Source organism: Treponema sp., assembly GCF_052169735.1.
Taxonomy (GTDB): Bacteria; Spirochaetota; Spirochaetia; order Treponematales; family Treponemataceae; genus Treponema.
The window spans coordinates 23,825-50,536 of the sequence record NZ_JBQNBW010000010.1 but is presented as its reverse complement, the minus strand read 5'-3'; the positions used below and the strand labels follow the sequence as shown (position 1 = coordinate 50,536).

Sequence of the window (26,712 nt, the reverse complement as noted above, 5' to 3'; positions counted from 1 at the left end):
TCGCATTTCAAGGTAACCTGTTCAGAAACGGAAGTTTCCGAACAGGTTTAATATACAAAACAGGGGGCGTTAAAAGTATTGAGCATATAGCAGAGCTTTGGCTCTTTGCCCTATTTTGCTGCCGCCTATTTATCAATAGAAAGAATAAGCGCAATTTCTCCAAGAGGAAGATCAACTCTTTGGGCAATAAAGTCAATAGAAAAACCTTGCCGGGCAAGCTCTACTACCTGTTTACGCGGATCAAGGATTGACGGCGTTTTTACTGCCGCCTCAGGGGTTCCCCTCGGTTTTGTATACACCACAATAGAATCCTTTTTTTGTTCAGCAGGATTCTGTCCTTCCCTTTGTGCGCTTTGATATTCTTGTATAAACTGCTTTTGACTGTTCCATTTTTCGTGTTCTTGCTCCACGAGCGCAATGTGCCGGTCAGTATCACTGATAAGTTTTTCAATCTGACGGATTTTATCTTCCATTACAGTTACCGCATGATCCGATTCGCGCTCAATATCTATAATAAGACGGTTTACTTCTTCCCGCAGCTTATCGCGATACGCATTTTGAGAAAAAGTACGCGCTACTTTCCGGTAGAAGATGATCATAAGTATAATATTGACACAAAGGAGCACAAAGGAGGCAACAAGCATAGAGTTTTATCCTGAAATATCGATTTTTTTTCCGAGTGACGGATCTTGAATATAATACGAGCGTTTTAATTCTACCGGCGGTTTTTGTTTTTGATGATGTGAATCGTGTTCAGGAGGATTAAAAGCTCCCCCCGAACCATCCTTATTGACGGCGATTTTTTCGGCACCGGCTGCTTCCGCTTTTTGTACTGTTTGTTGCCGCCGTGCAGCATCTTCTTTATTCGCTTGTTGGCTTTTTTCAAATTCAGCGGCAAAGGTTTGCCGGGCATCGCCTTGCAGCTTGCCTACCTTATCAAGCTGGGTATAGAGGGTTTGGAGATCAATTGGCTGAATACCCACTGGGCGCTCTCTTTACGTCCTCATCGTTTGTATAGTCCACATAAGGACCATACCGTACGAGACCGTTTTGTAAGAAAAAGGTCGTTGCTTTGCAGTCAACCCGAACATCCTCAATAATATCTTTAATGATAACCCGCGCACCGGTAAAAACATTTCCCGAAATTGAAACTCGTCCATCGACTTTCAATGCTGCCAAATACTCTCGGATATGTTCAATTTCCGTACGCATTTCTTTAATTTCCGTTTCTGCAATATACCGTTCTTGTTTCTTCTTTTTGAGAAGAGTTTCTTTTTCTTCGCCAATATCCTTAAGTACCTTCTTTTGGTTCTCAAGCGATTGCATATCTAACTTTAGAGCGGCAAGATTTTTTTCCGCTGCAATCAGCTTTTTCTCTAAGTCGGTCAGCCGTTCTTTGCTTCTCGGATCAAATCCCACACTGACAACAGTGTCGGTACCTCCAGCCGGACTGCCGAGATTACGTGCATAAACACCATCACACGCAGTCACTTGACTTCCGATTATATCTGCACGTTTTCCACGGCAAATTACTTTGTGGTTGGCTATTATCTTGGAATTCAAAATACCGTCTGACACAATAACACAATCGCCTGCCTCAACCATTTCAATATTTTGAATAAACTTTGACCAGATAGATTTACCTGCCCGGATATAACCGCCTTCTTTTCCCGCAATACCTTGACTTACGACAATATCTCCTTCTGCGTCGAGTACAGCTTTTCCTACAGTGCCTTTTACTTCAATGTTTCCTGCAGCTTTAACAGAGTACCCGTCCGGAACATTTCCTTTTATATATACCGTACCGAGGAATTGAATATTTCCGGTTTTTAGAGAAAGATCGCCTTCAATAGTCATAATCGGTTCAACATTTATCTTATTTTTAATCAGTAAGACCTGCCCATTGGTTTCGGCAACAACAGTTAAGTTGTCTTCTGCTAAGCGGGTATTTTTTCCAAGCTGCAATTCTACATCTTTGCCGGCAGATGCAGGCAGATACTTACCGGTAACAGTTCTGCCGGATTTTCCCTCCTCTGCCGGTATTTTTTGCGCGAGCGGTTGTCCCTCGATAACATTTTGGATAAGATTCAGTTCTCTAAAGTTAATTTGTCCGTTTTGAGCCTCTTTTAAGCGAACCTGTGTATTATCGATTTCAAAATTGTATAATATCTTTGCATCGTTTCCTTTTTGAGGTGCAATACCTTCTGCAATGAGATAGTTCTCCCGATAAATAGGATTATCTTGAAATTGTTTTACCCGCTTTTCGTTCACGCCGGAAATAACCCGATTGTTAGAGAGGAAGGTAATAATCATATCTGCCGATACATCTGCACCTCCCGGCATTGGCGGAGATACAAAGAGGTATGCCTTCATTTCATCATTAGTGATTTCAACAGACATCAGGGCATCATTACCGGGGATATATTCATACGGAGCAATACGGACATACTCTTCTGCGCATTGTTTAATAATCGGTTTTAGTACATCGTCAGCAGGAACAGGTAGATTTCTGTCCCGTATTTTTTCTACAACATCGACAATCGTAATTTGTCTGCCGTTGCCGATAGGCGGGGTAACTTTGAGGAATACCCCATCCGGCGCACAGAATACCGATGCAATACCGTCTTTGTTGACATCTTCGGGTTTTATCTCTTCACTGCCGGTCTCATCTGCGGTTTCTATACTGCTGTTGCCTTTCTTTACTTTTTGAACTTCATAGGCACGAATCTTCCATTCCTTTGGATTTAAGACAAAAAAACCTGAAGCCCCTTTTTGCAGAATTTCATAGTTGATAAGCGAACTGCGTAATCCCAGCTCCGCTGCTGCATTTTCAATAGCTTCATCAAGGGTCGCGCCGGTAGTTTCAACAAAAAAACGGTTGGAATCTTTTTCGTATTGTTCCTTCATCTGTTCTTGGATTTGTTCAAAATGAATCATGCAGCACTCCTAGCGAATACCCTTTCGGATGTTACTGAGCTTTGCTCTCAGCTTATGATTAGCGCTTGAATGGATTTGCGAAACCCGCGATTCCGTAACCTCTAATACTTTCCCTATTTCCCGCAAGGTCATATCTTCATAGTAATACATAATCAGTACTTTTTTTTCTCTGTCAGGAAGTTCGTTAATGGCATCAACAATAATGCGCTTCATTTCTTCGCGTTCAACAATGACATCAGGATTGAGTGAAGCAGGGGCTTCAATACTATCAGCAACGGGTGTTTGTTCGTTGTCATCCGTTCCAAAGCGCAGATCGGTGAGGGAAATAACATTTGTTCCCGAAATTTTCAGCAATACTTGATGAAACTCTTCTACACTCATTCCCAGCGCTTCGGAAATTTCTACATCTGTTGCAGAATGCCCTAACCGTGCTTCCAAATCGGCAATAACCTCTTCAATTTCACGGGATTGTTGGCGTACAGAGCGGGGCACCCAATCTATTGACCGCAATTCATCAAAAATAGCCCCGCGGATTCGTGTAACGGCATAGGTGTTAAACTTTACATTCTTTTCAGGATCATATTTATCAATGGCATCAAGCAGCCCGAATACACCGTATCCGACTAAATCATCAAACTCAACATTATTCGGCATACCAGCCGCAACTTTACCGGCAACATACTTAACAAGAGGAGCATATTTCACAATAAAAAACTCACGAAGCTGCGGATCTTGAGTATGTTTGTATTCAAGCCAAAGCTCGTCTTCCGACCGTGTATCTAAACTACTATTTTCCATACTCTATCTATACCCGCCCTCTTAATCCTCAGTTGCTAAGATTGTTCTAATTGCGTGAGCCATCAGCTTACTGTCGCCGCCGCCGGTCTGAATACTTTCTACCGAAAAACCTGTTGGAGTACCTATTGCGCCTCCTGCCGAACTTTGCTCAATATCATCACTCGAATCCATAAATGCACCCATATCAGGTAAATCCGATAGATCGGCTGTATTTTGTGTATCATTGTCAGCGGGAGATGTGTCGGCTGATGCCGGCGCAGTCTCTACATTTGCTGAAGACGGCATCTTACCTGCTTCTGCTGCACTGCCCGTTTGTTCAGAATCCTCATTACCGGAATCGGGTGTGCTGCCCGCTTCAGTATGACCGGTTTGCGAACCTGCAGCTATGCTGCTGTCTGAGCTTGCGTCTTTTCCTTCTATAGGGATCCCGTTATCGTCATCAAGTGTAATGTTTACATTTGTACCGGATGCCGTGTCCGCAGTGGGGGCTGTATCCGCTTGAACCGTCGGCGTAAAAAGATCAGGAATGAATCTTTCCAAAACAACCCGTGCAAGAAATACAAAACCTCCGGCTCCAATACCGGCAATAAGCCCTCTGCCTAGCATAGTTATGAACTGAACACCGCTTATCAAACCGATAAGCATAGATAAAAGGCATGTTGCACCGGCGATTATTAATGGCGCTTTTAGCTTGAACACGGATCACCCTCCACATTTCCAGCTTATGCGAATTTTCCGCTCTCGTCAAGATAGCGGCTAGGATTGCTTGCAGTTTTGTTTCATGCTCTGATACTTTTACTCTTAAATGCTGATATTGACAACCGTGCTATTTTTATTTACTCTTAAAGCTGAAGATATACGGTGAAACTGCATATAGTGTCGCAGATATGAACCGGTATCTATCCATATAATAGGTATACTTAAGGAGATAAATGATGAAAGTAGCAATTAACGGGTTCGGAAGAATCGGACGGCTGGTATTTCAGGCTTTAGTAGAACAGAACTTGCTTGGAAAAGATAAGTTTGATGTAGTGGCTGTTGTAGACCTTTCAACCGATGCAAAGTATTTTGCATATCAGCTTAAATATGATTCCGTTCAGGGTAAAATGAACGCCGAGATCGGTACAAAAGGCGATGATGTACTGGTTATCAACGGACATGAAATTAAATGTATTTCCGGAAAAGGCAAAACCCCTGCCGAACTGCCGTGGAAAGATTTGGGAATCGATATTGTTATCGAAAGTACCGGTCTTTATACGAACGAGAAAGCATACGGGCACTTAGAAGCCGGCGCAAAGAAGGTTATTATTTCCGCACCCGGTAAGAGCGCTGATGCTGCAAAGCCCATTAAGACCATTGTTATGGGTGTAAATGAAAACGAATACGATGCTGCAAAGCACCACGTTGTTTCTAATGCAAGCTGCACAACCAACTGTTTGGCTCCTATTGTGCATGTCATCTTAAAAGAAGGTTTCGGTATTGAAACGGGATTGATGACGACAATCCACTCTTACACAGCAACACAAAAGACCGTTGACGGGGTTTCGCTGAAAGATTGGCGCGGCGGACGGGCTGCTGCTATCAATATCATTCCCTCTACGACAGGTGCTGCAAAGGCTGTCGGTGAAGTATTACCTTCAACAAAGGGTAAGCTGACTGGTATGTCATTCCGCGTCCCGACACCGACCGGTTCTGTTGTTGATTTAACATTCCGCGCAACAAAAGATACTTCTATCGAAGAATTGGATGCAGCGTTCAAAAAAGCGTCTGAAACCTATATGAAGGGTGTTTTAGGCTATTGCAACGAAGAAATTGTGTCTACAGACATTATTCACGACAAGCGTTCCTCCATTTATGACAGCAAGGCTACACTCCAGAATAACCTTCCCGGCGAGAAACGCTTCTTTAAGGTTGTCTCTTGGTATGATAACGAATGGGGATATTCAAACCGCGTTATCGACTTGTTGAAGTTCATGAACAAATAAGGTAAGCGGGCGCTGAAAACTGCAAGCTCTATCTAAACAGCTTCTTAGGAGCTTGCAGCCGGTTTTTCTCCCTTTATCCACCCGCCGGTCAAAGTTGTTGATTCGTGGTTGAGGTATGTTGATTTCGGTTAAAACAGTCGTGGGGAGTAAAATTGCCGTATGATTCAGTCCGTATAACTAAAAAGGCATCTTTCCAAAGCGGGAAGATGCCTTTTTTTATAACCTTATTTCCACAGGTATTCGGGGTAATAGTTCTCTTGAATTTTTTGCGCTATTTCTTTTTTTACGATGAGGCGGTCTTCCGGGTAGGTCATACCGAACCAACGTTCATCCGTGGTGTAGCATTTTATAGTGCCTAATCCCTTTGTTACCAGCATACTGGCTCCTTCCGGTAGGAGACATTCTGCTTTTTCGCTTGCAGCTTGTTTTTTGATAAAATCTTCAAAGAAGGATTCAAAACCTTCGAACGCTTTTAAACTGAAGCCGAAGAGATTCATAGACACAGTTTCTTTTCCGGTTAGGTGTTCGGTACCGGTGTCCAGCTGAGAAAGGATAACGCGCTGACCATTTTCTGTTCCATAAGAAATCTTCGTGTGTTCTTTCATAGAGACAAGCATACCGTTTTCAATATTGCAAACGCCGCGCGACACGGAACCTGATTCACTCATGGTGTTTTCCAAGATATAGCCTACCATGGCATGATTCGGAGAATAGGTGTCTAATGCTGCAAGGTGTGCTGCCATTGTCTTATATGCGCTGCGGCCATAATAGTCATCGGCATTGATAATGGCAAAAGGTTCTTTGATGTTGTTCTTTGCACAGAGTACCGCATGGATTGTACCCCACGGTTTTTTCCGGTTAACCGCTTGTTTGAGCTGATCCTGTGTGATTAATGAGTCGATAGACTGAAAGACATATTCCGCATTGCAATTGCGGGCAACACGGTCAAATAAGCGTTCACGGAAATCTGCTTCAATATCTTTTCTGATAACAAATACTACTTTACCGAAGCCGTTATTTACTGCATCATAAATTGCATAGTCCAAGAGGGTTTCATTATGAATACCAACTGAATCAATTTGTTTAACGCCTCCGTAGCGGCTTCCCATGCCTCCTGCTAATACCAAGAGCGTAGGTTTCATGTTATTTCCTCCATTTTTCAAACTTTTCAATATAAAAACAGCTCTAAAGACCTTATTAGATTTTTAGAGCTGCTCAGAGATATGCTGCTGATTTAGCGTTTATTGACATGGCGGAAAATAATCCGCTTTTCCATTGTTGTGGTTGATTTTCCGATGGTAACCCCTTTTAAGTCTTCCACTTCAACTGAAGAAAAGGCATGTTCACGCTTATAGTTTGAAAAAAATTCATACATTGCTTTCTCAGCGGCATTTTCGTTAAACTTTGTCTTATCTTCTTCGTATATGCAGTAATACTCTGCCCAGTTATCGGTTTTGTAAATTTCAGTCATGTAGATATACGCGGCATCGCGTCCATCGACCTTAATTTTTTCCCGTTTCGGCTGGGCTGTTTGAGCTGTCATCACGGCTGCAAGCAGCATAAAGGTACATAAGGCAAGTATTTTCTTGTTCATTATAGTTCCTCCTATAAAGTAATAAACTGTTTCAGTATATACTGAAAAACACTCCTGTGCAATATTACTCACACAGGGCGATTGGCGCAAATGTTTCGGCTTTGAGCGCTGCTCCTCCGATTAAACCGCCGTCGATATTGGCTTTTGCCAGCAGCGCTTGTGCGTTTTCCGCTTTCATAGAGCCGCCGTATTGAATAATCATTGCCTCGGAAGCCGCTTTGCCGTAGAGCCGTTCAATAACCGAGCGGATATGCGCATGGATAAGGTCGGCATCTTCCGGCGTTGCCGTTTTTCCGGTGCCGATTGCCCATACCGGCTCGTATGCAATGGTAACCCGCGCAAGGTCTTGACCGCTTACACCCGCCAAGCCTTTTTCAGTTTGCTCTGCACAAACCTGCTCCGCATGTCCCGCTTCCCGCTCTTCCAGCAATTCACCCACGCAAAGAATAACCTCAAGCCCGTGCTGCAATGCGAGTTTTACTTTTTTATTAATCATCTCATCCGTTTCACCGTAGATATGCCGCCGTTCCGAATGCCCAAGTATCACAACCTGAACACCGAGGTCTTTGAGCTGCAGCACAGAAACTTCTCCTGTGTGAGCGCCTTGTTCATCCGTACTCATGTTTTGCGCACCAAGCAGTACATTTGTTCCTTTTACGATCTGAGACACTGCGTCAAGCGCTGTAAATGACGGGGCTATCATATACTTATGTTTCCCGTTTTTGACGGCTTCAACAACACCTTTTGCCAGAGCGGCTGCTTCGCTCTTCGTTTTGTGCATTTTCCAGTTGCCTGCGATAAAATATTTCCGCATAGAATCTCCTCTCTATTTCGTTTCGGGTGTTTTTTATTCGTGCGGAGGGTTTAATACCCCGACGCTTGCGTCGTAACGAAGGGGATTAAAGCCGACTGCAATCACCTTATGAGAACACCCATGTCCTTATTATAGAGTATATTTCCTTTTTTTTAAAGAGACGGGAAGTATGTTAGTGGTTTTAGAATGGATACAAGAGCTTGTGTTATACAGCCGTATAACCGTACAAACTCGTTATTAGGCAGTATGCACTCACCTCGCACTGTGTGTAAGGAAATATTTTTGTAATTAGGATGATAACTAATGATTTTGTTTCCAACCGATACACTGGGAGAAGTAGTGTTTGATATAAAATAAGTTCTAACGATATATCAGCGGATGAAGGGAGTCGAACCCTCGTCTCCAGCTTGGAAGGCTGGGGTAATAGCCGTTATACGACATCCGCAAAATGTAGTACGACTATATCGTAAAAAAAGAAATATGTCAATACTGATGCAAAGTATAAAATGTATCGTATTTTCCGGACAGCTGTAAAATCAACGTTCTTCTACAGCTTCTCATAAAAAGCCCCCTTCAATAGCCTCGGTCGCCGTTAAAGGGGGATACAAACTGAGTCTTGGATAAAATGTCCTGATAAAATCCTTACATGCTTTCCATTGCTCCGGCAACGGCATCGAGTTTTTCTTTAACATTACCGCCGTCCCAAATGTTAGCAAATGCAGCGCCCATAGAAGACCAGTACTTGCCCATTTCCGGAATAGTGGGCATCGGGGTTGCGTATTGTGCTTGAGCTAAGATTCCTTGGCTGTGCGGATCACTAATAGTGATATCGGAACGCGGGGGAATCTGCTTGGTCATTTCATAGCGCTTTTCCAGTATCGGCTTGGAGGTCAAGAATTTTGCAAAATCCTGAGCTTCTTGCGGATGGTCGCTATATGCGCTAACAAATGCCAGACGGAGACCTGAGAATGAAGCAGGAGGATTGGTCATGCCGGGGAACACCGGAATCGGTGCAATACCAAAGTTAATATTTGTCTTTGAAAAGTCAGATATTTTCCACGGTCCGGTAATAATCATTGCAGCCTTTCCTTCTGTGAAAGAAGAGTTACAGAAGTCTTCGCTTACATCAAGGGAGGGGATATCCAGCATTTTTGACCGGAGTCCCTGGAAGTAGGTTAAACCGGTAATGGCGTTTGCACTATTGACATTATGCTGTTTAGGATCATCGCCGTTCGGTCCAAAAAGCGGGGCGCCGAAGCCGCTCATAAAGATATAGTTGAAGTATGCATTGCTGACTTCCCATACCAGAGCATATTTATTTTGAGCCTTATCGTTCCATGTTTTGGCGAAGGCTTCTACCTCTTCCCATGTTTTGGGAGCTTCCGGCAACACATCCTTATTATAGAACAAAGCATAGGTTTCGATTGCTAAGGGGTAGCCGTAATTCTGTCCTTCGTATGCAGCGGATGTCAGTGCAGCAGGGATAAAGTTATCCATTACGGATGAATCATTAAAAGCCAGAATATGTCCGCCTTCAACTAAGGCACCGATGTGATCATGAGGAGCAACAAAAATGTCAGCACCTACACCAGCAGGGCCGTCCATTTCGATCTTTGTGCGTGAATCGGTTGACTGTACCGGCTCATATACAAAAGACACATTCGGATGGGTCTTTTTATATTCTTCTGCTGCAAAGAGCATAAAATCTTTTTCCGCGCCTTCGGACTCCCATATCTTTAATGTGACCGGTTCCGATCCGCTGCTTTTTGTATCAGCTGTTTTGGTTTCTTTCTTTTCGGAATCTCCGCCGCAACCGACAAGACCGAGAAGAAGCACAAGTGATAGACAGGCGCATACACCTGTAACTGTCTTTTTCATACAATACCTCCGTTCTGTTATGAAAAATGAAACGAGAGCATTATCATCCGGCATTACAGATGGACGATAATATTCCTTTATTCACTGCGGAACACTACCGCAGTATACGGATCCACTATAATCCGCTTTTTTTCAAATCGCATACCGGTAACATTTTTAATTCCATCGGGAGAAGCCGCCGTTCTGTCAACAAAAACAACCGGATTTTTTACTTCGCTCTGCGGGGTAAAAGACTGCTCGGCTCCATCTGCGTTAAACAGCAAATACCACGTACCATCCTCCCAATCAATGGTATATCCGAACGCAAGCGCTGTATTCCCATCGGCATCGCCGGCAGCTTGTGGACAGTCAGTAGTTCCGGCACCGGCTTGTGTATACTCCTCAGTTCTATTACCGGCTGCCCCGACTATATCAGAATAGACTGATGGAACAGCATCTAGGGGTAAAAACGCAGCAGCCTGTGCAATCCGCTGAGCATCTCCTATTCTAAACAAGTTATGCTGTTTCCGCAAGGCAATAAGTCCGCGTGTATATGCAAGCAGCTCGGTATACGCTTCATCAAGCGTCCAGACAATTCTGTTGATAGAATCCGAGGAGTCATAGCTATTTCGGACAAAGGCACCGGTGCATTCTTCGGCAGCATTATGGATATTCGGCTTCGTGCGTCCCCGCTCTTGCCCAGCGTGCAAAAATGCTATTCCCTGACTGGTTAATAGCAATGCATTACCGAGCTTAATCCGGGCTATCAGCTCTTTTTTTTGCGCAGGCTTTTGCTCATCAAGCTCGGCGTTATGGGCAATGCAGTCATGCAGGGTAAGCCCATCGTGACATACCAGATACTGCACATTATCGCCGGGACAGTCAGCAGTGTAATTCTGCTGCGGACAGCCGATGCAATTATAAAAGAGCTGCTGAAGATCAGGATTCCCACCCGTCAGAAAACCTTTACCGGCTTCATTCATACCGCCGGCTTTGAGCAAGTCCCGCAATTCATCGTTAAAAACGGCAACCTCATCAGTCTGCGTCATATACCGCTGATCCATACCGATAGTGCCGGGCGCTCCGGTATACATCTTCCAACCTTCCCCAATAAACAATGTTGAAGGGTTTAGCGCACTGCAGCGGCGGTATGCTTCCAGTACCGTTTCGGTATCAAGCAAGCCCATCAGATCAAAGCGGAAACCGTCAACACGGTACTCCCGCACCCAGTGTACGGCAGAATCTACGATGAGCTTTCGTACCATCAGCCGCTCCGACGCAATATCATTGCCGCAACCGGAACCGTTTGTATAACTGCCGTCCTGGTTTGTTCGGAAGTAATAGCCCGGAACGATAGCATCGAAAAAATCAGTCCGCGCGAGGTGATTATACACAACATCGAGGATAACACCGAGTCCTGCTTTATGACACTCGTTGATGAGTTCGCGTAATTCCCGCACACGGCTTTCAGGATTTTCCGGTTCGCTTGCATACCAGCCTTCCGGGGTAAAATAATTGTGCGGATCATAGCCCCAATTATAGTTATTGTTGTGCACGGTACCGGCATCTTCGTAACGGCGGTTTGTTTCGTCGGTATTGTAAAACTTGAGTACCGGCATGAGCTGAATATGCGTTACACCTAGTTCTTTTAAGTACGGAATTTTTTCGATAAAGGCGCGGTAGGTGCCCGGAATATTTTGAACACCGGAATCTGGGCTAACGGTAAAGTCGCGGACGGACACTTCGTAAACGATTGCATCTTCACGCTTTGCTAATGCAGCGAAGGGATATTCCCGTTCCGGTTTGAGCGTTTTCTTCTGTAAGTTGATAATAGCCCCGCGACCGATGCTGTTATCACCGGTATGAGCTGCCATTGATACGGCATACGGGTCGAGTACTGTACGGGTACCCTTCTCATCGGTTACAAGATAGTCATAAAACAGCAGCTCTGTATCAGGATCAGTTACTGTAGTCTGCCATACCCCGGTAGTGTTATCACGGGTAAGGGCTACAGTGTACAGCGGGTGCTCATCGCTTCCGTTACGGTATATATTTACACTGACAGCATGGGCAGAGGGCGCCCAAAGCGAAAAGCGGCAGCTTTTATCCTCTGCGTTGTACATGGCACCAAGCTGTGCATCGAACGGAGGAACAGTCTGTTCTAAAATGTCTACGTGTGATTCCATACGACCTCTTAAACAACAAATTTTCAGTCAACTGAACTAATCAACACCCCCAACGCGAGCGTCGGAGGTGTTGTTCTCATAAGGTGGTTACAGTCGGCTTTAATACCCTTCGTTACGACGCAAGCGTCGGGGTATTAAACCCTCCGCACGAATAAAAAAGTTCTAAAGCTTTCTTAGTAACATCCGATATATAGGATATAACGGGACATTAAACGGCGGTATCAACATCCAGACGCCGTTTCTTATACACCCGCAAATGCAGGGCAGTTTAATGCTGTTGATTAAACTGCCCTGATCTTTTCAGCATCTTCCTCGTCCGAACGCCATTATATAGAGAAATCTCTAAAAATCTACCCAAGTTTCTAGAAATGCCATACAGTAACTCTCAGACGTTTCCATACATTGCAGTACACTATGCTGAGCCGAAGGCATATTCACGCAAAACAGCATTCATTTTTGTCTGATACCCCGTGCCTTGTGCCTTGAACCATTCCAATACATCAGCATCAATCCTGATATGAAGCTCCGTTTTTTTCGGTTTATGAAAATGAGGATGTGTTTCATACCACGGTAGGAATGTAACTAACTCTTCTTTACTCTGCGCAGGGCAATCATCTGTAGGCGTCGGTTTTGCATTGCGGATAATTTGTTTTTCTTCTTCTGTAAGCTGTCTTCTTTCTACCTCATCGAGCGTCATAGTTACGATAGTACTCATTTTTTTCCTCCTTAGCAGCTTTACGAGCAGAGATAATCCGTATTGTATCTTCCACGATTTCGGTAAACACTACAAATAGAACATCTTCGGCAATACCTATCACATTCTACCTTTCTTCATGAGGAGTTGAATGCTGTATATCAAACCTTTCAATACGCTTTCTATCCAAAAAAACTTTTACAGCCATTTGGAACGTAATACCATCATGTTTTTTTCTATTGATTTCATTTTTGTAGTCATCCCATTCAAAGTTCATTTGGTATTCCTTACACCGCAATGCACACTGATTCGTGTAGACGGGTTAATACCCCACACCATTGACCTCTAAATATCGGCGGATGCTTTCGGCGAGCTGCTTTTTTTCCGCTGCTGTTACACAGGCGGCATCTCCTAAGAAGGGTATAACCATATTTGATGAGGCTGCCCAATACCGTCCTGATGAGGCTTCTGCATCTTCCGTCTGTGCTGCGGCAAAAACAGGCGCGAGGTGTGCCGCTCGTGCTAACAGCTCATCCGTCTCCTGAGCATAGAGAAAAGACCGGATTTCACCGATAATCGGGAATTTTTCTTCTTCAGTTTGAATGGCTTGTGCCCACACAACTGTTGTTGCCGGCATATTTTTTTTAACCAGCATATCTGGTAAGGGGAGCTGCATTGTAGTAAAATGCTCCAAAACCTCTCTTTTAAGCCGCCTGCTTGCCGAAAGAGGCAGTGCTGCAAGCGCCGTACTATTAAACTCCATGAATATTGCAACATCGCCTTCCACCAGCCGGAACCATTCAGGGTGCAAAATGCCTTGCTGCCGCCATGCAACGAGGGTGTCGAGTACCGTTTTTAGCACAGGGGGACAGCTTGTATGCAGATCGGGATTTTTTCCCAGAGCGGTAGCGGTATCAGCATTGAGCAGCAAGCCCTGCATTGAGGCAACCGAAGAAATCATCGCAAAAAGCTGCTCGTCAATGCCTCCAGCACAGGCGAGCGGAAATGATACATTGGAACCGGTAGCGTGCTGTATACGTTCAAAATCCTCATAGAGCATATAAGAACCTCGATTGAGTTTTTCCGCAACGGCAGTACTGCAAGCGAGCTTTACCGGATCGAGCAGGAGCGGAAACGCATAAGAGGAGCTGTCATCTTCCTGTGTAAAAAAATGATGTAAGAAGGTGGAAGGCAGCGGTTGAAAGGTCTCTGCCGGATGCCGGATAAAAGACTCGCGGGCTTCAAAAAGACCTCGGTTATCAGAAGAAAATACAAATACCGTCTGAGGATTTTGTTCCATAAAGGAGACAACTGGTAGTTCCGGGTCGATAATACGCCACTCAAAAGACTTTTCTATGGTAGGAAAACGGTCTTTGAGTACTGTTTGTACCGCCTGAATAGTCTCTGCAGGCAGTGAATAAAAGGCGATATACTTTGTTTCCTGTTTTTTCGTACAGCTTAAAGAAGCAAGCCCGGCAGTAATAACCAGAACCCCAATCAAAATAAAAGAAAAATATTTCCGCATAATGGTAAGAGTATATCTCTATTCGTTTCTTTTTTCTATAAGCGCGGAACTTTTAATATATGACCTAATTTAAGTACACTATTCACATTGAGGTTATTCTGTTCAGCTAACTGCTCTACCGATACTGAATACTTGAGAGCAATCGACCAGAGGGTATCTCCCTGCTGAATACTATGACTACCGGTAAAATCTCCGGTATGCGCAGAAGCCTTACCTGCATACATTTCTACAGCCTTTAAAGCAGGAATTAAAATCGTCTTCCCTATTTTGAGTGTTTCGGCTCTTAAGCCTTCATTGTAATTTAAGATACTTTTGACGCTTACCCCGTAGTGTTTTGCGAGCGCATAGAGAGTATCTCCCGATTTAATTCGATACTGGTAGTATTTTATCAAGAGCTTATCAGACTGTGTTAAAACAGTCTGCGCTGCCTCTTCGTAGGCGGCGGGGATACGGAGCTGATAGGTAATACTCGGCGGGGTAATAAAATAGCGCAGCGAGGGGTTGAGTTTTCGGACGGTTTCCGCCTCCAGTCCGAGCGCTTCGGCAAAAAGCCGTACATCAATAGCTCGCTTAATTGCAATCGTAGACGTAGGCGGATGATCTGCGGTGCTGCCCCAATCAATGCCATACTCATTGCTGCGGGCAAGAATCTCCGCAATGGCAAGAAATTTCGGTACATAGTACACGGTCTCCTTTTTTAAGTAGCCGTGTTCTGCCAGATACCAAAAGTCTGCTCTGCCTGCTTTTTTGATTGCAGAGCGTACACCGCCGACACCGCAGTTATACGCAGCAAGAGCGAGCGCCCAATCGTGGAATTGACTGTAATTCCATTTGAGTTTTTTGACGGCTGCAATACTCGTTTTCCACGGGTCGCGGCGCTCATCTACCCAATCGTCGATATGAATATTAAAACCGCCTATACTATTTTTCATAAACTGCCAAATACCGACTGCGCCGGACTTTGAGGTCGCTGTTTCAAAAAAGCCGGACTCAATAACAGGGAGGAACAGCAGTTCTGCCGGCATATTCTCTGCTTCTAATAAATCGATAATAAAGTTACGGTAAGGAGCCGACCGCTTCATTATCTTTGAAAGATAGGAATATCCGTCTGCGCTCATATATTGCTTACGGAACTTTTCGACCAGCGGATGACCATATCCGACAATCGTGTTATGCAGGAGTGTGTTCCGCTGAAATTCATGCAGAATAGCTTTATCCTGCGGCTCCTCCATAGCGGGCGGAACCTGTACAGCGGCGCATACCGGCTGGAGACACAACGTGCCAAGCAGTGTTATCAGCACCGCGTACTGAGCTTGCCGGCATATTTCATATTTTAAATGAGCAAACACGCTTTTTGTTATCAAATCTTTTCTCCATAATAGATACCTGCCCACTCCCACCGGCCGTGAATCGCGGGATCCGCAGGAAAATTAATTTTTCTAAAGTAGAGATACCATGTACGGATATACTGACTCCACCCGGCAGTCCGTAAATAAGCTTCATAAGGTGTAGAAGAGGGGTCTAATTCGGAAGCGATGGAAATAGCGCTTCCGTACATAAAATTCCGTAAATTCACATCTGACTGCTGCTGTGTATCAGATATTTCCTGCTTCCACGACATAGCAAAAAAATTCACTTTAGACCGGCAGCGTTCAAGTGTTGTATAATCACGGGCACGGATGGCAGTTTTGACGGTTTTTATCAATTCATCGAGCGTATTAAACGTCCAGTTCTTTGTTGAAGCATTATAGTCAACTATTTTCCGTGCATACCCGTAACTGTCGGGAATGCCCGGAATAATAACATCAAAGCGGTGTAAATTAAGAAACTGAGTATACGCTTGAATTGCCTGCTGCCATTCGCCTTGTTTTTCATACGCCTGTGCCAGCATAAAATATGCCTGTGCTGGATCAATCTCATCATAAAAATCAGCCAGCAGCCGTGAATAGTATACAATCGATTTTGCATGGGTTCCCGACAGTTCAATCAAATTTTTAAGACATACGAGATGAATGGATTGCCCGTTGACTTGCATATCGGTATAATTTTGTACAATGTATTCAAAATAGTATGCAGCAATGGTATCTTCTTGAATGTTCCGGTATGCTGCCGCCAACCGTAGAAGAAAATACGGATTATACGGATTAGCCGGTTCAGCATCAATCACTGACTGCAAAAACACGGCAAGAGATTTTGTTTTCTGTTCAGCTTGCAGGTTAGACGCAATTTTATCAATTAAAGCGAAGCGGATAGGAACTTCCTGTACTTGTTGCAGCAAAGACACTAATGTTTTTTGCTCATTCTTGTGCTCATGCAGCCCGGCATACAAATAGGCATTCTGCTCCTGTGAGCACGATAAGAAAAAAGCTGTCAAGCAAAAGAGAAAAGCGAAAAGTCCGAACCTTTTAAATAAAATCACGGGGGGCATAGTATCACAGCGGGCAGGCATTGACAAGACTTATGAGAACGGGCTGTCCGAAAAAGCAACCAACTTTTGAGACAGCCTCTTGTATAACCGCAGAATATGCCCGGTATACGGGACTTTCGCCCCTTAACATATTTGCTTAATCGAAGAGCCGGTACCGGTTTTTATGACTTCGATTTTTTGCGGAATACAGCTTTGCAGTTCGCTGACATGGGAGATAATCCCGACCATCCGGTCTCCGCGTATTTCGTCTAAAATACCGATAGCATTTTCCAGCGCTTTCTCGTCGAGCGTGCCGAATCCTTCATCAATAAACATCGAATCGAGCCTAATGCCGCCTGCCCGTACTTGCAGAGAGTCGGCAAGTCCCAGTGCAAGGCTGATCGATGCCATGAAAGTTTCTCCTCCTGAAAGGGTTGCAGAAGGGCGGCATTTTCCCGTATAGGCATCGGCAATTTCTAAATCAAGCCCCCGGTAGCCTTTTCCCGAACCCTGCTCCTCGCTGACTGCAAGCCGATACCGCCCTTCGCTCATCCGCTCCAGCCGCTTATTGGCAAATTCCGTTACTTCATGCAAAAAAGATGAGAGAATCCAAGTGTCGAATTGCAGTTTTCGCGGATTGGTACCGGTGAGGTCTTTTGCTAACGAGACCCAGCCCTGTGCTTCTGCTGTCTTTGTGTTGAGCGCCTCGGTGTATTCCATATATTGGGTATGCAGCATTTCAAGGTTTGTTTTTTTTGCATTCAGTACTTCCAACCGCGACTGTATTTCATCATACCGCTGCCGTAATGCTTCAACCGCTGCTTCTAATTCCTCAAGATTGCGGGACTCCGCCGTGCTCAGCTCTTTTTTCAGCCCAGCAGCGGCTTGTTTATACGCAGTATATTGTTCATAAAAGCTTTCTACTTCCTCATTCCACTGCCGTATATCCAATTCGCTGCATACTGCCTGTTCAAGTTCATCTAAATGCGCAAAGCCCTCTTTTTTATAGTCTGCCTCAAGCTGGGTTTGTTTCTTACCAAGCTGCTGCCGGTTGTCTTCCTCATGCGCTTGTGCGGCAGACAAGGAGCCACGTATTCCCTCAAGTTTCTGTGTAGCCTCGGCTGTATCGGTATGATAAGCATTGACGGTCAGCTTGAGTTCCTCCAGCAATGCTTCACACTGCTCCAATGCTGTTTCGGCATCCGCAGTTTCCGCAGCAGCTGCTCCTGCTCTGGGAAGGGCAGTGAGAACATCCGGCAGCTGAGAAAAGGTACGGTCAAACAACCGGCGTTTTTCCTGCAAAACAGCAGTTACGCTGCTCAGCTGCTGCCGGAGTTTTTGCAGCTGCTGTTCACAGCTGCGGCTGGTATGCTGCAAGCGGATAATGTCCTTTTCGTATACTTGCTTTTCAGTTACTGCCTTGCCGGATGCATTACTTGCCTGCAGCGCTTCATTGATCTGCCGGGACGTTTCTTTCACCCGCTGTTTTGCCTCATCTTTCGTACGCGGAAATGGAGCTGCCCCGCAGGCTTGCAGCTGCTGCTCTAAAGATTCAAGAGCTGCAGCACATTCATCGTACTGAATTTGATAGCTTGCCGTTTGAGCTTCTGCTCCGGCAAGCTGCTCCCGCGCCTGAGCCGCCTGCTCTTGCAGATCATCAGCCCGCTGTTTTGCTTCTGCAATGCGTTCGTCAAAGCTGAATGCGCTGTGAACGCTATCGTGTGCCGGTGCAGGGTGATGTACCGAACCGCACACAGGACAGGGAGTTCCTTCTTCCAGCTGTTCTGCTAGAGATGCGGCTGTTCTTTGCCGTTCTGCACTCCGTTTTTCTTCATCCAGTAAGGCTACCTGTTCGGTTTGAATACTGTAACTTTTGGTAAGTGCTGCCAGCCGTTCCCGGATGCGTGCCGCTGCCTGTGTATGGCTGCGGAGCAAGATAGTCAGTTCTTCCTGTTTGCCCACACGATCCTGCAGCTGTTTTTCCAACCCGATCTGAGTTTTGAGTGTGTCATAGCGCTGGGTACGCGCCGGATATGCTTCTATCAGCGGGATGAGTGCAGCGGCTTGTGCTTGAGCTGCTGCAAGCGCTGCCTCGCTTTCCTGCAACTGTGCTTCAGCAGCGGCGGCTGTATCGGTAAGTTTGGTTTCTTCATCGGCTGTGGCATGAATCTCCTGCTCCAGCACCGCAGCTTTTTGTAGAGAATCTATTACGGCATAGAGGCTATCCCGCTGTTGTTCTTTTTCGGTTATCTCCGGCAGCCGCTGCTGCAAACCTTGTATGAGTTCTGTCTGCGTTAAAAGCCGCTGCTGAGTTTCTTCTATTTTGTGTGCATCAGCAGCACAGGCAGCCTCCAACTCACGGACTTGACGAAGCTGCACAGCAAGCGGCGCTGCACGCTGCGCTTTTTGTATTGTCTCTTTTAATGCACGGATAGAATCTTCACGAGTACGGCATGCTTCCAGCTCTTCTTGCACGTGAGCCAGTTCCTTCCGCTTATCTGCTAAGATTTTTTCCTGCTCCAGCTCTGTGTTCTTTGTCTGTAAGGCTTTCAGTACTGAACCGTGTTCATCCCGCATCAGGGCAATCTCATTCAGCAGCTCTGCATGATCGCTTTCGTACCGGTGATACACAAAATGCTCTTGCATACTCTTCACGTTTGCTTCTATTCTCTGCACTTCCTCTTGCAGTTGATCCGAACGTTTTTTTGCTGCGTCCATAAGCTCGCTATACCGATGTATGGGGAAGAGCCGCATCAATATATTCTTCTTATCGTTTGATGAAGCACGCAAAAAATGAGCAAATTCCCCCTGCGGTAAAAGGACAATGCGGCTGAATTCAATGTCTGTTAGTTTTATCAAGTTTTCGATGGACTTATCGGTTTCCTTTTTGTTGGTTGAAGACTGATTGACCCAGCTGCCGTTTTCGTAGTGTTCTAAGGAAACTTCTTCTGCGCTTTCTGTTTTCCGTCCCTCCTTGGTATAGGGAAGACGGCGCTTAATCCGATACAGTTGCGAGCCGATAGAAAATGTCAATATAACGTCGGCAGCGGCATACTCATCCGCAAAATGACTCCGCAGATTCCGCGTACTGTCCGATCTGCCGCCGAGCGGCTTTCCGTAAAAAGCATAGGAAATAGCATCAAAGAGCATGGTCTTTCCTGCGCCGGTTTGCCCGCAAATTAAGAAAAGAGTACCGAGGTCTTCAAAGTTGATGGTGTGTTCACCGTTAAACGGACCGATATTGCGAAGTACGAGGGTTTTAGGTCTCATGCGGAACCTCTTTACAAAGCTGCTCAAAAAGCTCTTGTTTTAGTTGATTGGTTTCTCCATTGATCAATGTTTCAAAACGGTTAAAATTTTCCAGTAAGGTGAGCGGATCCTCTGCCGTCCGCTCGTGTTCCTGCAGCTGCGGTTCTGCTCCGTTTTGCACCCTGTCCATAAAACTCTTTTGCCGGATGCTGAGCAAAAATGGAAATTTCTGCCGCAAGAGCTGCATAGGATGGGTAATAACCTCCGGGTCAGTCAAGGTGATTTCCAGATAGCAGCTGCTCCATTCGTCATAGGTATGTCCGGTAAAAAAGGCTGCAAAAAAGTCTTCCAGCCGTTTAAGCGGACGTTCTGCCGCAATAGGAATCCGTTCTATGCTGAGCGGAGCCATGATGCGTTCAGTACAGGTTTGTTTCTCGGCAAAACTGTCTGTAAGCAAGGGCAGCTGTGTTTCTGCTCCGCTCTGCGGCTTTCTCGTTGCCTCTTTTTTTTGCTGCGCTGTAGTATTCTTTTTTTTCGGTGTGCAATCAATATCGATAGAAAGGACGCACTTTGAATCCTCCGATTCATCAAATGAATACGCAAGGGGAGAACCGGCATAGTACATTCTATCCGTTACCCGCTGACAGCGGTGCAAATGACCGAGGGCTGTGTAATCAAAAAAAGAAAAGAGTTCGGGATTGATATACTCTGCCGTACCGATAAAACTGCGTTCACTTGCTGAACTTTGCCCGCCGGTGGTAAACAGGTGCGCAATTAACAGGGCTGGAATATCCGGCTGTACTGCTTGGTGGAGTATTTTTGATGCAACTGCTGCCATTTCTGCCTGAGAATCACCGGTTACACCATATACAGCCTTCGTTTCTTCCGGAAAAGAGCCGAAACTTAAAAACGGCAGCATATACACTGCAAGTTTTTCATCTTTCTTTGTAAGGATGACAGGTTTGTCAAGTTGTGCGGTGTTCGGAGCAATATAAATGCGCTGGGTTTGGAGTATTTCGTGCGCAAATGCGAGCCGTTGTGCTGAATCGTGATTACCCGGAATAATGAACACTGCCATATCCGGACAGCGTTCACGTATCTGTGCGAGGAATCGGCTGAAAAGCGAAACACTTTCAGCTGAAGGAATTGCGCGGTCATACACATCACCGGCAATCAGCAATGCGGTATAGTCTGCGGCACTGAGAATCGCGCAGATATCATCCAGCATTTTTTCCTGCACATTCAGCAGCGGCATTTCGTGCAAGGTCTTGCCTAAATGGAGATCGGCAACATGGAGCAGTTTCATAGAAGTACTCTATCCTGAAGATATATTGTATGTAAAGGGGAAAAAATCCGGAGCTGCTGCTAAAAATGTAATTTTTCAAATAATTTTTATAACCATTTTGAAATGCAGCTGTTTAGTATGGTACGATAAAACAAAGCCGCTCTACCTCATAGCCTTTTTATCTGCCTACCGGGGATATGTGTACACTCCATGCTTTTCATAACAAGGAAATCTTCCAATCTGTTACAGGTTGAACCGGTTTCCAACGGTATCATCCACTTTTTACTTGAAGGAGAATTTATGCAAATTAAATTGCACTACAAAGAGAATCAAAAGGATGCTGATAAAATTACCGCTTTTCTCTCAAATGTATCTGACCGCTTTCTATTTCATATTCCGCTGTATGAAATTACAAAAATATTCAATATGAAGCGGGAAGATGTACTCAATATTTTTATTCAGGGAGTATACGACGGCGTTTTTATCCTCGAGTGGATATATCATTGCCCAATCTGCGGTAATGTTGCATTTGAAGCGCCTTCGCTGCATTACGCTTCCTCTCAAAATTTCTGCACTGCCTGTAATAAGGTGTTTAACAACACTCTTGATGACAATATTGAGGTATGTTTTTCAATTCATCCGCAGTTAAAAGTACTCGATCCTTCATTTCAAGCACAGTATATGGCTGATATTGGGCAAAATATTCATAACGGGAAATTACGCAGCTGGGAACATCCCCATGTATTGCGGGGTGTTGATATTGTGCAAAACAATCTCTACCGGACTTTGATGGCATCGGAGCTGCTGATAGGCGGGCAATCCCTTCTATTGAAGCAGGCAACGGTTTTATTCACCGATCTCAATGCATCCACACGGTTCTATCTCGATCAAGGGGATGTAAAAGCCTTCGTGCTGGTAAAAGAATATATCCGCATTTTTTTTGATATTATTGAATCCTACCATGGGGTGCCGGTAAAAACCATGGGAGATTCTATCATGGCTGTGTTTAGCGATCCGTGTCTTGCGTTTGATGCTGCGGTAAAAGCTCAGCAGATATTAACACAACAAGTACAAAACAGAGCTGAAACAGAACGCTTGGAAATCAAAATGGGGCTGCATAGCGGTTCCGCATTGCTTGTAACACTGAATAATCGTCTTGATTATTTCGGCTTAACCGTAAATCTTGCCGCTCATATCCACCGTACAGCACGTGCAAATGAGATTGTTATTTCTCAAAAGCTTTATGATAATCCCGCGATTAAGCGGTCTATCCGTGCCGTTACTACGACCGTGCAAAAACAGCAGATACGCTTTAAGTATATAGCGGATGACTATACGCTTTATCATATTAAAGTGCCGAATGAAGGTACGGCAGTTGCAGCAAAAGGAGAAGCAGGAGCGTCCAACAGCACTATGCCGGTGTAGGGAGAAAACTGCATAAATAAAAAAACAAAACCTTGACTTTTCCTACAAAGTCCCGTACACTAAATATATGAACTTGAAAACTGTTTTGACACCTGAAACTGTCAACCTTCATTTAAAAGGGACCTCGAAAGAGGCAATTATCGATGAGTTGCTTGATATGCTCGTTCAAGCAGGAAAGGTAAAAGATAAAGCTGTTGCCCGTGCCTGTGTGTTAGACCGTGAACATAAAATGTCTACCGGTATGAAGCATGGTATTGCTATACCGCACGGAAAAACAGATTCTGTGAGCGATCTTGTTGCCTGTATCGGTATTTCGGATAATCCGGTGGATTTCGATTCGCTTGATCAGGAACCCTGCCGAATTTTTATTATGACGCTGTCACCGATTGATAAGACCGGACCTCATTTGCAGTTTTTAGCAGAAGTAAGTCTTTTATTCAAAAGTGCTGAAAAACGGCAAGAAATACTGAATACAAAAGATAAGTCCGAAGTTATTCGTATTTTAACCGAATAGGGAACAGGTTCAATCGAATCCGCGTAAGCGGATAAGTAGGATGTAAGGAGGCTTTATGCTTGTAAATGTAATAACAGCAGGTGATGCTGTCAGTGAAAAATTAATGACGTACTGTAACGGTCTTCCTGATGTCGATAAAAAAGTTATGGACGGGGCATCTGATGAAGGGAAGAATTTTATGAGTGCGCATGGAGTATCAGCTGCTCCGATGGTTGTTGTTCTTGATGAAGATGGAAAAGAGCTTTTAAAGACCATCGATATGCCGGAGCTTGAAAAGTTCTTTGCATAGTAAGTTGCCGTCTTGTGTTAAGAGAGCCATTGTGTGCATTTTTTAACGGTATGTGTATGTTCGTATACCGGTAAGCGCTTCTGCTCTAAAATAGTGAAAATGCTGTTTCTCAGCAATAAAAAAGCCTCTCAGGAGTTCTCCGTGAGGGGCTTTTTGTTTCATGCAGTGTAGTAAGCGCATAATGACTGTGTTAAGCTATGAAGATTTTTGTGCCAGCAGAATCATAGTACGGGCTTTTTCGTTATAGGGAGAGCGGTCAAAATCTCCGTATATTTCAACGGAATGGAATCCGGCTTTGAGTAGGAGTTCCCGCAGCTCGGTAGCAGCATAGAGACGCTGCACAAAGCAATGATCGGCTTTGAGTCCTTCTTTTGTGTACAGCTGCCAGTGGGAACGTAAACCCTCCCATGCGCCTTCAACGGAAAAATCAGTAAGTACGGTGTAACCAGCCCGTTCAAACCATTCACCTGCAGTAAAATCACGCACAGCAATTTCTCGCCCAAGCATTTCGAGGATAAAAAAGCCTCCCGGTTTTACTGACTCTGCAATATTATGTAAAATTTGAGCATCTTCTTGAATCGTTTTGCAGTAACCGAAGCTGGTATACATATTTACTGCAATATCAAAGGCTGCTGGGCGCACAAAATTTCGTAAATCTGCCTGCACCCATTCTATTTCTACCTTTTCTGCAGCTGCAGCCTCGGCCCCGGCATCCAAAAAGGGACGTATCATATCCACCCCGGTAACCTGTGCACCGCAGAGGGCAAGTTCAACGGAAATACGCCCTAAACCGCAGCCGGCATCTAAAATATGCAGTGAATGCGGATCACGGTCTTTTCCGGCAAGTTTAAAAATACCTTCAGCAACAGCAGAGGCTTCAGCCCATCGTGAAGAATCAAACATAATGGGAGCATATTGCACCCAAAAATCTTCATTTTCAAACCAATCATTCATAGTATGTCTCCGCGGTAAATGTTGATAACAATCTTTCAACTTTTAGAGCCGGGTACGGTAACAGCCGGTGAGGGGGTAGAACGGTTGATGCTGCCGTCAACCGTTAGTTTTTGTTTGAGAACCCCTGCACGGTGATTTTCCGAGTCCAGCTCAAGCGCACGGTTCAACATGGTGATTGCATCTGAAATTCCATTCCGTTTGACGTATATCTTTGCTGTTTCGTATAATATTTTGCTTTTAAGCTTTTTATCGGAAAAGAGCACAGCAGCGCGGTTAAAGCAAGTTACAGCCTTATCCGGCTCATTGCGGGCATCATAAATATATGCCTGATTAAGCGCTGCAGCGCCTGCATACCGCGTGTCTTGTGCCGCATCTGCAAAGTGTTTGAGCGAGGCTGTTGAATAGCCTTGGACAGCGCTGCGGATTCCATTGTAAAACGCATTTTCTGCCTTATTTTCGGTTTTCTCAATACTGAAACAGGCATTAAAATCGTTTGAAACAGCAAAGTACCAGCGGGCATAGGCATTTATAAGCGGATTGTGCTGGTGATCTTCCAATAACTTCCACATCTCTCCGTTGCCTTGCGTATAATTTTTCGGCAGGAGATAGCGGTACCGGAAATTTTCCAGTAAGAACCGGAGGTCTTCTTTGTTCATTGCGATTGCATGATCCAGCACTTCTTCCGCTGAAAGTGTAAATGCTGAAGATACAAAAAGCGCTTTTTCCATTTCGAGCGAAAAGAAATCCTTATTCTGCAAGTATTCAGTTAAGGTATCTTTTTGTGTATTTGCGGCGCGAATCGCAGCATAAGAGCGGACATATTGAGCAACCGCAGGATAATAGCCCGGATCCTGCGTCATGCATTCGATGAGTATTTCCGCCTTTTCCTGTTGGGTAGGGGCAGTCATGGCTAAATTGTAGAAGACATCATTTGATAAATCAGGATAGCGGTCGATATATGCCTGCCAATAACCGCGCGCCTGTTCCAATTCACCCAAACCTGCGCTTGCATCAGCTGCCAGCATAATATGCCGCCGGGCGTATTCAAATGCCTTGGGATTATTCTCAGGGAGACCAGCCATATCAGCATACGCTAGGGTATAGACAAGATCATCCAATACAGGCTTAAAGCTGCCGATATCATAAGCTAAGCATGACCAAAAATAGGGATTATGAAGGGCTTCTTCTTTGCTGATAGAAGACCGGAGAGCCGCAGCGGCAGCAATATCTCCCTTATAAGCAAGCAATACTGCCGCATTTTCTAGAAAGGTATGTTCACCGGTAAGCCTGTAGCCATATTTCCATAGAGCAATCGGTGTTTGATGTGTCCCATTGACCGTATCTGCTTGTATAAGAGCCTCTGCTCCGAGCCCGGCATACACGGTGTCTGCTAAACTGTCGGCGGCGGATGCGGCATCATTCAGTTTATTTTCCTGTAATAAAATAGAAACCATAGCCGCATTCAGCATTGCATCAGCAGGATGCTTTTTTAACCCAGCTTGAATGGATTGCACAGCTTGAACAGGCGCATGCAGTTGCAATTCCCGCTTTGCTATACTTAAATAATGAAGAGGTGTTTCCGCTTTCTTCCTGAGCGCCTGTAAAGTATTGAGAGCTTTCTGCTCCCGCCCTTCTTCTATTGCAGCATCAACCGAACCGAGCTTTTGCTGAAAAACCTTATTTTTATCAGTCTTTGAACATGAGGCAGCACTGATTATGAGGAAAAGAGAAATACAGGCGAGAAAAAAAAGCTTATGTTGTAACTTGTTCATGCGAACAGTCTAAACACTCTCTTTTGATACTGTCAAGTACTCCGTTTACAAACTTGAAAGAATCATCCGTACCGTAGTTACGGGCAATAGTAACAGCCTCGTTAATAATAATCCTTGGGTCGGTTTCCCGTTGAAACAGGAGGGAATAAGCGCCAAGCCGCAGAACAGCTCTATCAACCGGCATTAACCGGTTAAAATCCCAATTCTGAAGGTTTTTTCTGATTTCTGCGTCTATTTCTTCTCTATGTTCAATAGTACCGAGAAAAAGCAGACGGGAAAATAAAAAATCCTCGTCTTGCGGACTATTTTCGGTTTGGTCACTCCACTGAAACTGTAATAAATCGGTAGGCGGAAGAGCGCCGACATCCCAAGCATAGAGTGCCTGAAAGGCGAGAATCCTTCCGCGTCGTCGTCCAATAGCCATCTT

23 protein-coding genes, 1 tRNA gene and 1 pseudogene are annotated in these 26,712 nt (G+C 44.9%); 4 read left to right on the top strand and 21 right to left on the bottom strand.

Going from position 1 to position 26,712, the window contains the following annotated elements:
- Positions 1-125 precede the first annotated feature (125 nt).
- From ACTTJ8_RS03025 to ACTTJ8_RS03005, 5 genes are read right to left on the bottom strand one after another with little or no spacing between them, the layout of a single operon-like run.
- Positions 126-599 carry a DUF6115 domain-containing protein gene (locus tag ACTTJ8_RS03025; RefSeq protein WP_442720267.1) on the bottom strand — a complete coding sequence of 158 codons (474 nt, stop codon included), beginning with the start codon at positions 597-599 and terminating at the stop codon, positions 126-128.
- Positions 600-650: 51 nt separating this feature from the next.
- On the bottom strand, positions 651-983 hold the full coding sequence (locus tag ACTTJ8_RS03020) for a hypothetical protein (RefSeq protein WP_442715109.1): 333 nt from the start codon (positions 981-983) through the stop codon (positions 651-653).
- The gene (locus ACTTJ8_RS03015) at positions 964-2,937 is read right to left on the bottom strand and encodes a FapA family protein (protein ID WP_442720266.1); all 1,974 of its coding nucleotides are present in this window, start codon (positions 2,935-2,937) and stop codon (positions 964-966) included. The genes ACTTJ8_RS03020 and ACTTJ8_RS03015 overlap by 20 nt, the downstream gene beginning before the upstream one ends.
- A gap of 9 nt (positions 2,938-2,946) precedes the next feature.
- Positions 2,947-3,735: an RNA polymerase sigma factor WhiG gene (gene whiG / locus ACTTJ8_RS03010; RefSeq protein ID WP_442715111.1), complete on the bottom strand. Its 789-nt coding sequence runs from the start codon at positions 3,733-3,735 to the stop codon at positions 2,947-2,949.
- 21 nt (positions 3,736-3,756) lie between these two features.
- A complete protein-coding gene (locus tag ACTTJ8_RS03005; protein ID WP_442720265.1) occupies positions 3,757-4,434 on the bottom strand; it encodes a hypothetical protein in 678 nt (225 codons plus the stop codon).
- Positions 4,435-4,670: 236 nt separating this feature from the next.
- On the opposite strand from ACTTJ8_RS03005, the gene gap reads away from it, so the two are divergent.
- Positions 4,671-5,720, top strand: a complete 1,050-nt coding sequence (gap, locus tag ACTTJ8_RS03000; RefSeq protein WP_442720270.1) for a type I glyceraldehyde-3-phosphate dehydrogenase — start codon at positions 4,671-4,673, stop codon at positions 5,718-5,720.
- 224 nt (positions 5,721-5,944) lie between these two features.
- Here gap and ACTTJ8_RS02995 read toward each other — a convergent pair whose 3' ends face one another.
- The 13 genes and pseudogenes from ACTTJ8_RS02995 to ACTTJ8_RS02935 form a co-directional block, all read right to left on the bottom strand.
- Positions 5,945-6,862, bottom strand: coding sequence for a nucleotidyltransferase family protein (locus tag ACTTJ8_RS02995; RefSeq protein WP_442720264.1), 918 nt, complete (start codon positions 6,860-6,862; stop codon positions 5,945-5,947).
- Positions 6,863-6,954: 92 nt separating this feature from the next.
- Positions 6,955-7,314 (bottom strand): hypothetical protein, encoded by a 360-nt coding sequence (locus ACTTJ8_RS02990; RefSeq protein WP_442715114.1) that lies wholly within the window; start codon positions 7,312-7,314, stop codon positions 6,955-6,957.
- Between the two features lie 64 nt (positions 7,315-7,378).
- A complete protein-coding gene (gene tpiA / locus ACTTJ8_RS02985) occupies positions 7,379-8,128 on the bottom strand; it encodes a triose-phosphate isomerase (RefSeq protein ID WP_442715115.1) in 750 nt (249 codons plus the stop codon).
- Between the two features lie 373 nt (positions 8,129-8,501).
- Positions 8,502-8,573: transfer RNA gene (locus ACTTJ8_RS02980), tRNA-Gly, on the bottom strand.
- A 197-nt stretch (positions 8,574-8,770) separates the two neighbouring features.
- Positions 8,771-10,006 (bottom strand): sugar ABC transporter substrate-binding protein, encoded by a 1,236-nt coding sequence (locus ACTTJ8_RS02975; RefSeq protein WP_442720263.1) that lies wholly within the window; start codon positions 10,004-10,006, stop codon positions 8,771-8,773.
- Positions 10,007-10,083: 77 nt separating this feature from the next.
- Positions 10,084-12,171 (bottom strand): type I pullulanase, encoded by a 2,088-nt coding sequence (gene pulA / locus ACTTJ8_RS02970; RefSeq protein WP_442720262.1) that lies wholly within the window; start codon positions 12,169-12,171, stop codon positions 10,084-10,086.
- A gap of 412 nt (positions 12,172-12,583) precedes the next feature.
- Positions 12,584-12,886 (bottom strand): BrnA antitoxin family protein, encoded by a 303-nt coding sequence (locus ACTTJ8_RS02965; protein ID WP_442720261.1) that lies wholly within the window; start codon positions 12,884-12,886, stop codon positions 12,584-12,586.
- Positions 12,855-13,142 (bottom strand): annotated as a pseudogene (locus ACTTJ8_RS02960) (BrnT family toxin). Before ACTTJ8_RS02960 ends, ACTTJ8_RS02965 begins: the two are co-directional and overlap by 32 nt.
- A 45-nt stretch (positions 13,143-13,187) precedes the next feature.
- Complete coding sequence (locus ACTTJ8_RS02955; protein WP_442720260.1) at positions 13,188-14,390, bottom strand: hypothetical protein; 1,203 nt, start codon at positions 14,388-14,390, stop codon at positions 13,188-13,190.
- 35 nt (positions 14,391-14,425) lie between these two features.
- Positions 14,426-15,739, bottom strand: a complete 1,314-nt coding sequence (locus ACTTJ8_RS02950) for a lytic transglycosylase domain-containing protein (RefSeq protein ID WP_442720269.1) — start codon at positions 15,737-15,739, stop codon at positions 14,426-14,428.
- An 11-nt stretch (positions 15,740-15,750) separates the two neighbouring features.
- On the bottom strand, positions 15,751-16,818 hold the full coding sequence (locus ACTTJ8_RS02945; protein ID WP_442719475.1) for a tetratricopeptide repeat protein: 1,068 nt from the start codon (positions 16,816-16,818) through the stop codon (positions 15,751-15,753).
- Positions 16,819-16,941: 123 nt separating this feature from the next.
- The gene (locus ACTTJ8_RS02940; protein ID WP_442720259.1) at positions 16,942-20,067 is read right to left on the bottom strand and encodes an AAA family ATPase; all 3,126 of its coding nucleotides are present in this window, start codon (positions 20,065-20,067) and stop codon (positions 16,942-16,944) included.
- The gene (locus ACTTJ8_RS02935; protein ID WP_442720258.1) at positions 20,057-21,352 is read right to left on the bottom strand and encodes an exonuclease SbcCD subunit D; all 1,296 of its coding nucleotides are present in this window, start codon (positions 21,350-21,352) and stop codon (positions 20,057-20,059) included. Before ACTTJ8_RS02935 ends, ACTTJ8_RS02940 begins: the two co-directional genes overlap by 11 nt.
- 279 nt (positions 21,353-21,631) lie before the next feature.
- On the opposite strand from ACTTJ8_RS02935, the gene ACTTJ8_RS02930 reads away from it, so the two are divergent.
- The 3 genes from ACTTJ8_RS02930 to ACTTJ8_RS02920 all read left to right on the top strand — a co-directional run bounded on the left by ACTTJ8_RS02930 (position 21,632) and on the right by ACTTJ8_RS02920 (position 23,559).
- A complete protein-coding gene (locus tag ACTTJ8_RS02930; RefSeq protein ID WP_442715125.1) occupies positions 21,632-22,756 on the top strand; it encodes an adenylate/guanylate cyclase domain-containing protein in 1,125 nt (374 codons plus the stop codon).
- A gap of 67 nt (positions 22,757-22,823) precedes the next feature.
- A complete protein-coding gene (locus ACTTJ8_RS02925) occupies positions 22,824-23,270 on the top strand; it encodes a PTS sugar transporter subunit IIA (protein WP_442715126.1) in 447 nt (148 codons plus the stop codon).
- Between the two features lie 55 nt (positions 23,271-23,325).
- Positions 23,326-23,559, top strand: coding sequence for a hypothetical protein (locus ACTTJ8_RS02920; RefSeq protein ID WP_442715127.1), 234 nt, complete (start codon positions 23,326-23,328; stop codon positions 23,557-23,559).
- A gap of 195 nt (positions 23,560-23,754) precedes the next feature.
- Here the strand turns inward: ACTTJ8_RS02920 and ACTTJ8_RS02915 are convergent, their stop codons facing one another.
- From ACTTJ8_RS02915 to nusB, 3 genes are read right to left on the bottom strand one after another with little or no spacing between them, the layout of a single operon-like run.
- Positions 23,755-24,513, bottom strand: coding sequence for a class I SAM-dependent methyltransferase (locus ACTTJ8_RS02915; protein ID WP_442720257.1), 759 nt, complete (start codon positions 24,511-24,513; stop codon positions 23,755-23,757).
- A 35-nt stretch (positions 24,514-24,548) separates the two neighbouring features.
- Positions 24,549-26,285, bottom strand: coding sequence for a tetratricopeptide repeat protein (locus tag ACTTJ8_RS02910; RefSeq protein ID WP_442720256.1), 1,737 nt, complete (start codon positions 26,283-26,285; stop codon positions 24,549-24,551).
- Entirely contained in the window at positions 26,266-26,709 is a 444-nt protein-coding gene (gene nusB / locus ACTTJ8_RS02905; RefSeq protein WP_442718845.1) for a transcription antitermination factor NusB, read from the bottom strand. Before nusB ends, ACTTJ8_RS02910 begins: the two co-directional genes overlap by 20 nt.
- Between the last annotated feature and the right edge of the window lie 3 nt (positions 26,710-26,712).

What these genes read in the sequence shown, in the direction of transcription:
- ACTTJ8_RS03025 (WP_442720267.1), bottom strand. Translation starts at nt 599, where the DNA reads ATGATCATCTTCTACCGGAAAGTAGCGCGTACTTTTTCTCAAAATGCG.
- ACTTJ8_RS03015 (WP_442720266.1), bottom strand. Translation starts at nt 2,937, where the DNA reads ATGATTCATTTTGAACAAATCCAAGAACAGATGAAGGAACAATACGAA.
- whiG (WP_442715111.1), bottom strand. Translation starts at nt 3,735, where the DNA reads ATGGAAAATAGTAGTTTAGATACACGGTCGGAAGACGAGCTTTGGCTT.
- gap (WP_442720270.1), top strand. Translation starts at nt 4,671, where the DNA reads ATGAAAGTAGCAATTAACGGGTTCGGAAGAATCGGACGGCTGGTATTT.
- ACTTJ8_RS02995 (WP_442720264.1), bottom strand. Translation starts at nt 6,862, where the DNA reads ATGAAACCTACGCTCTTGGTATTAGCAGGAGGCATGGGAAGCCGCTAC.
- ACTTJ8_RS02990 (WP_442715114.1), bottom strand. Translation starts at nt 7,314, where the DNA reads ATGAACAAGAAAATACTTGCCTTATGTACCTTTATGCTGCTTGCAGCC.
- tpiA (WP_442715115.1), bottom strand. Translation starts at nt 8,128, where the DNA reads ATGCGGAAATATTTTATCGCAGGCAACTGGAAAATGCACAAAACGAAG.
- ACTTJ8_RS02975 (WP_442720263.1), bottom strand. Translation starts at nt 10,006, where the DNA reads ATGAAAAAGACAGTTACAGGTGTATGCGCCTGTCTATCACTTGTGCTT.
- pulA (WP_442720262.1), bottom strand. Translation starts at nt 12,171, where the DNA reads ATGGAATCACACGTAGACATTTTAGAACAGACTGTTCCTCCGTTCGAT.
- ACTTJ8_RS02965 (WP_442720261.1), bottom strand. Translation starts at nt 12,886, where the DNA reads ATGAGTACTATCGTAACTATGACGCTCGATGAGGTAGAAAGAAGACAG.
- ACTTJ8_RS02955 (WP_442720260.1), bottom strand. Translation starts at nt 14,390, where the DNA reads ATGCGGAAATATTTTTCTTTTATTTTGATTGGGGTTCTGGTTATTACT.
- ACTTJ8_RS02945 (WP_442719475.1), bottom strand. Translation starts at nt 16,818, where the DNA reads ATGCCCCCCGTGATTTTATTTAAAAGGTTCGGACTTTTCGCTTTTCTC.
- ACTTJ8_RS02940 (WP_442720259.1), bottom strand. Translation starts at nt 20,067, where the DNA reads ATGAGACCTAAAACCCTCGTACTTCGCAATATCGGTCCGTTTAACGGT.
- ACTTJ8_RS02935 (WP_442720258.1), bottom strand. Translation starts at nt 21,352, where the DNA reads ATGAAACTGCTCCATGTTGCCGATCTCCATTTAGGCAAGACCTTGCAC.
- ACTTJ8_RS02930 (WP_442715125.1), top strand. Translation starts at nt 21,632, where the DNA reads ATGCAAATTAAATTGCACTACAAAGAGAATCAAAAGGATGCTGATAAA.
- ACTTJ8_RS02925 (WP_442715126.1), top strand. Translation starts at nt 22,824, where the DNA reads ATGAACTTGAAAACTGTTTTGACACCTGAAACTGTCAACCTTCATTTA.
- ACTTJ8_RS02920 (WP_442715127.1), top strand. Translation starts at nt 23,326, where the DNA reads ATGCTTGTAAATGTAATAACAGCAGGTGATGCTGTCAGTGAAAAATTA.
- ACTTJ8_RS02915 (WP_442720257.1), bottom strand. Translation starts at nt 24,513, where the DNA reads ATGAATGATTGGTTTGAAAATGAAGATTTTTGGGTGCAATATGCTCCC.
- ACTTJ8_RS02910 (WP_442720256.1), bottom strand. Translation starts at nt 26,285, where the DNA reads ATGAACAAGTTACAACATAAGCTTTTTTTTCTCGCCTGTATTTCTCTT.
- nusB (WP_442718845.1), bottom strand. Translation starts at nt 26,709, where the DNA reads ATGGCTATTGGACGACGACGCGGAAGGATTCTCGCCTTTCAGGCACTC.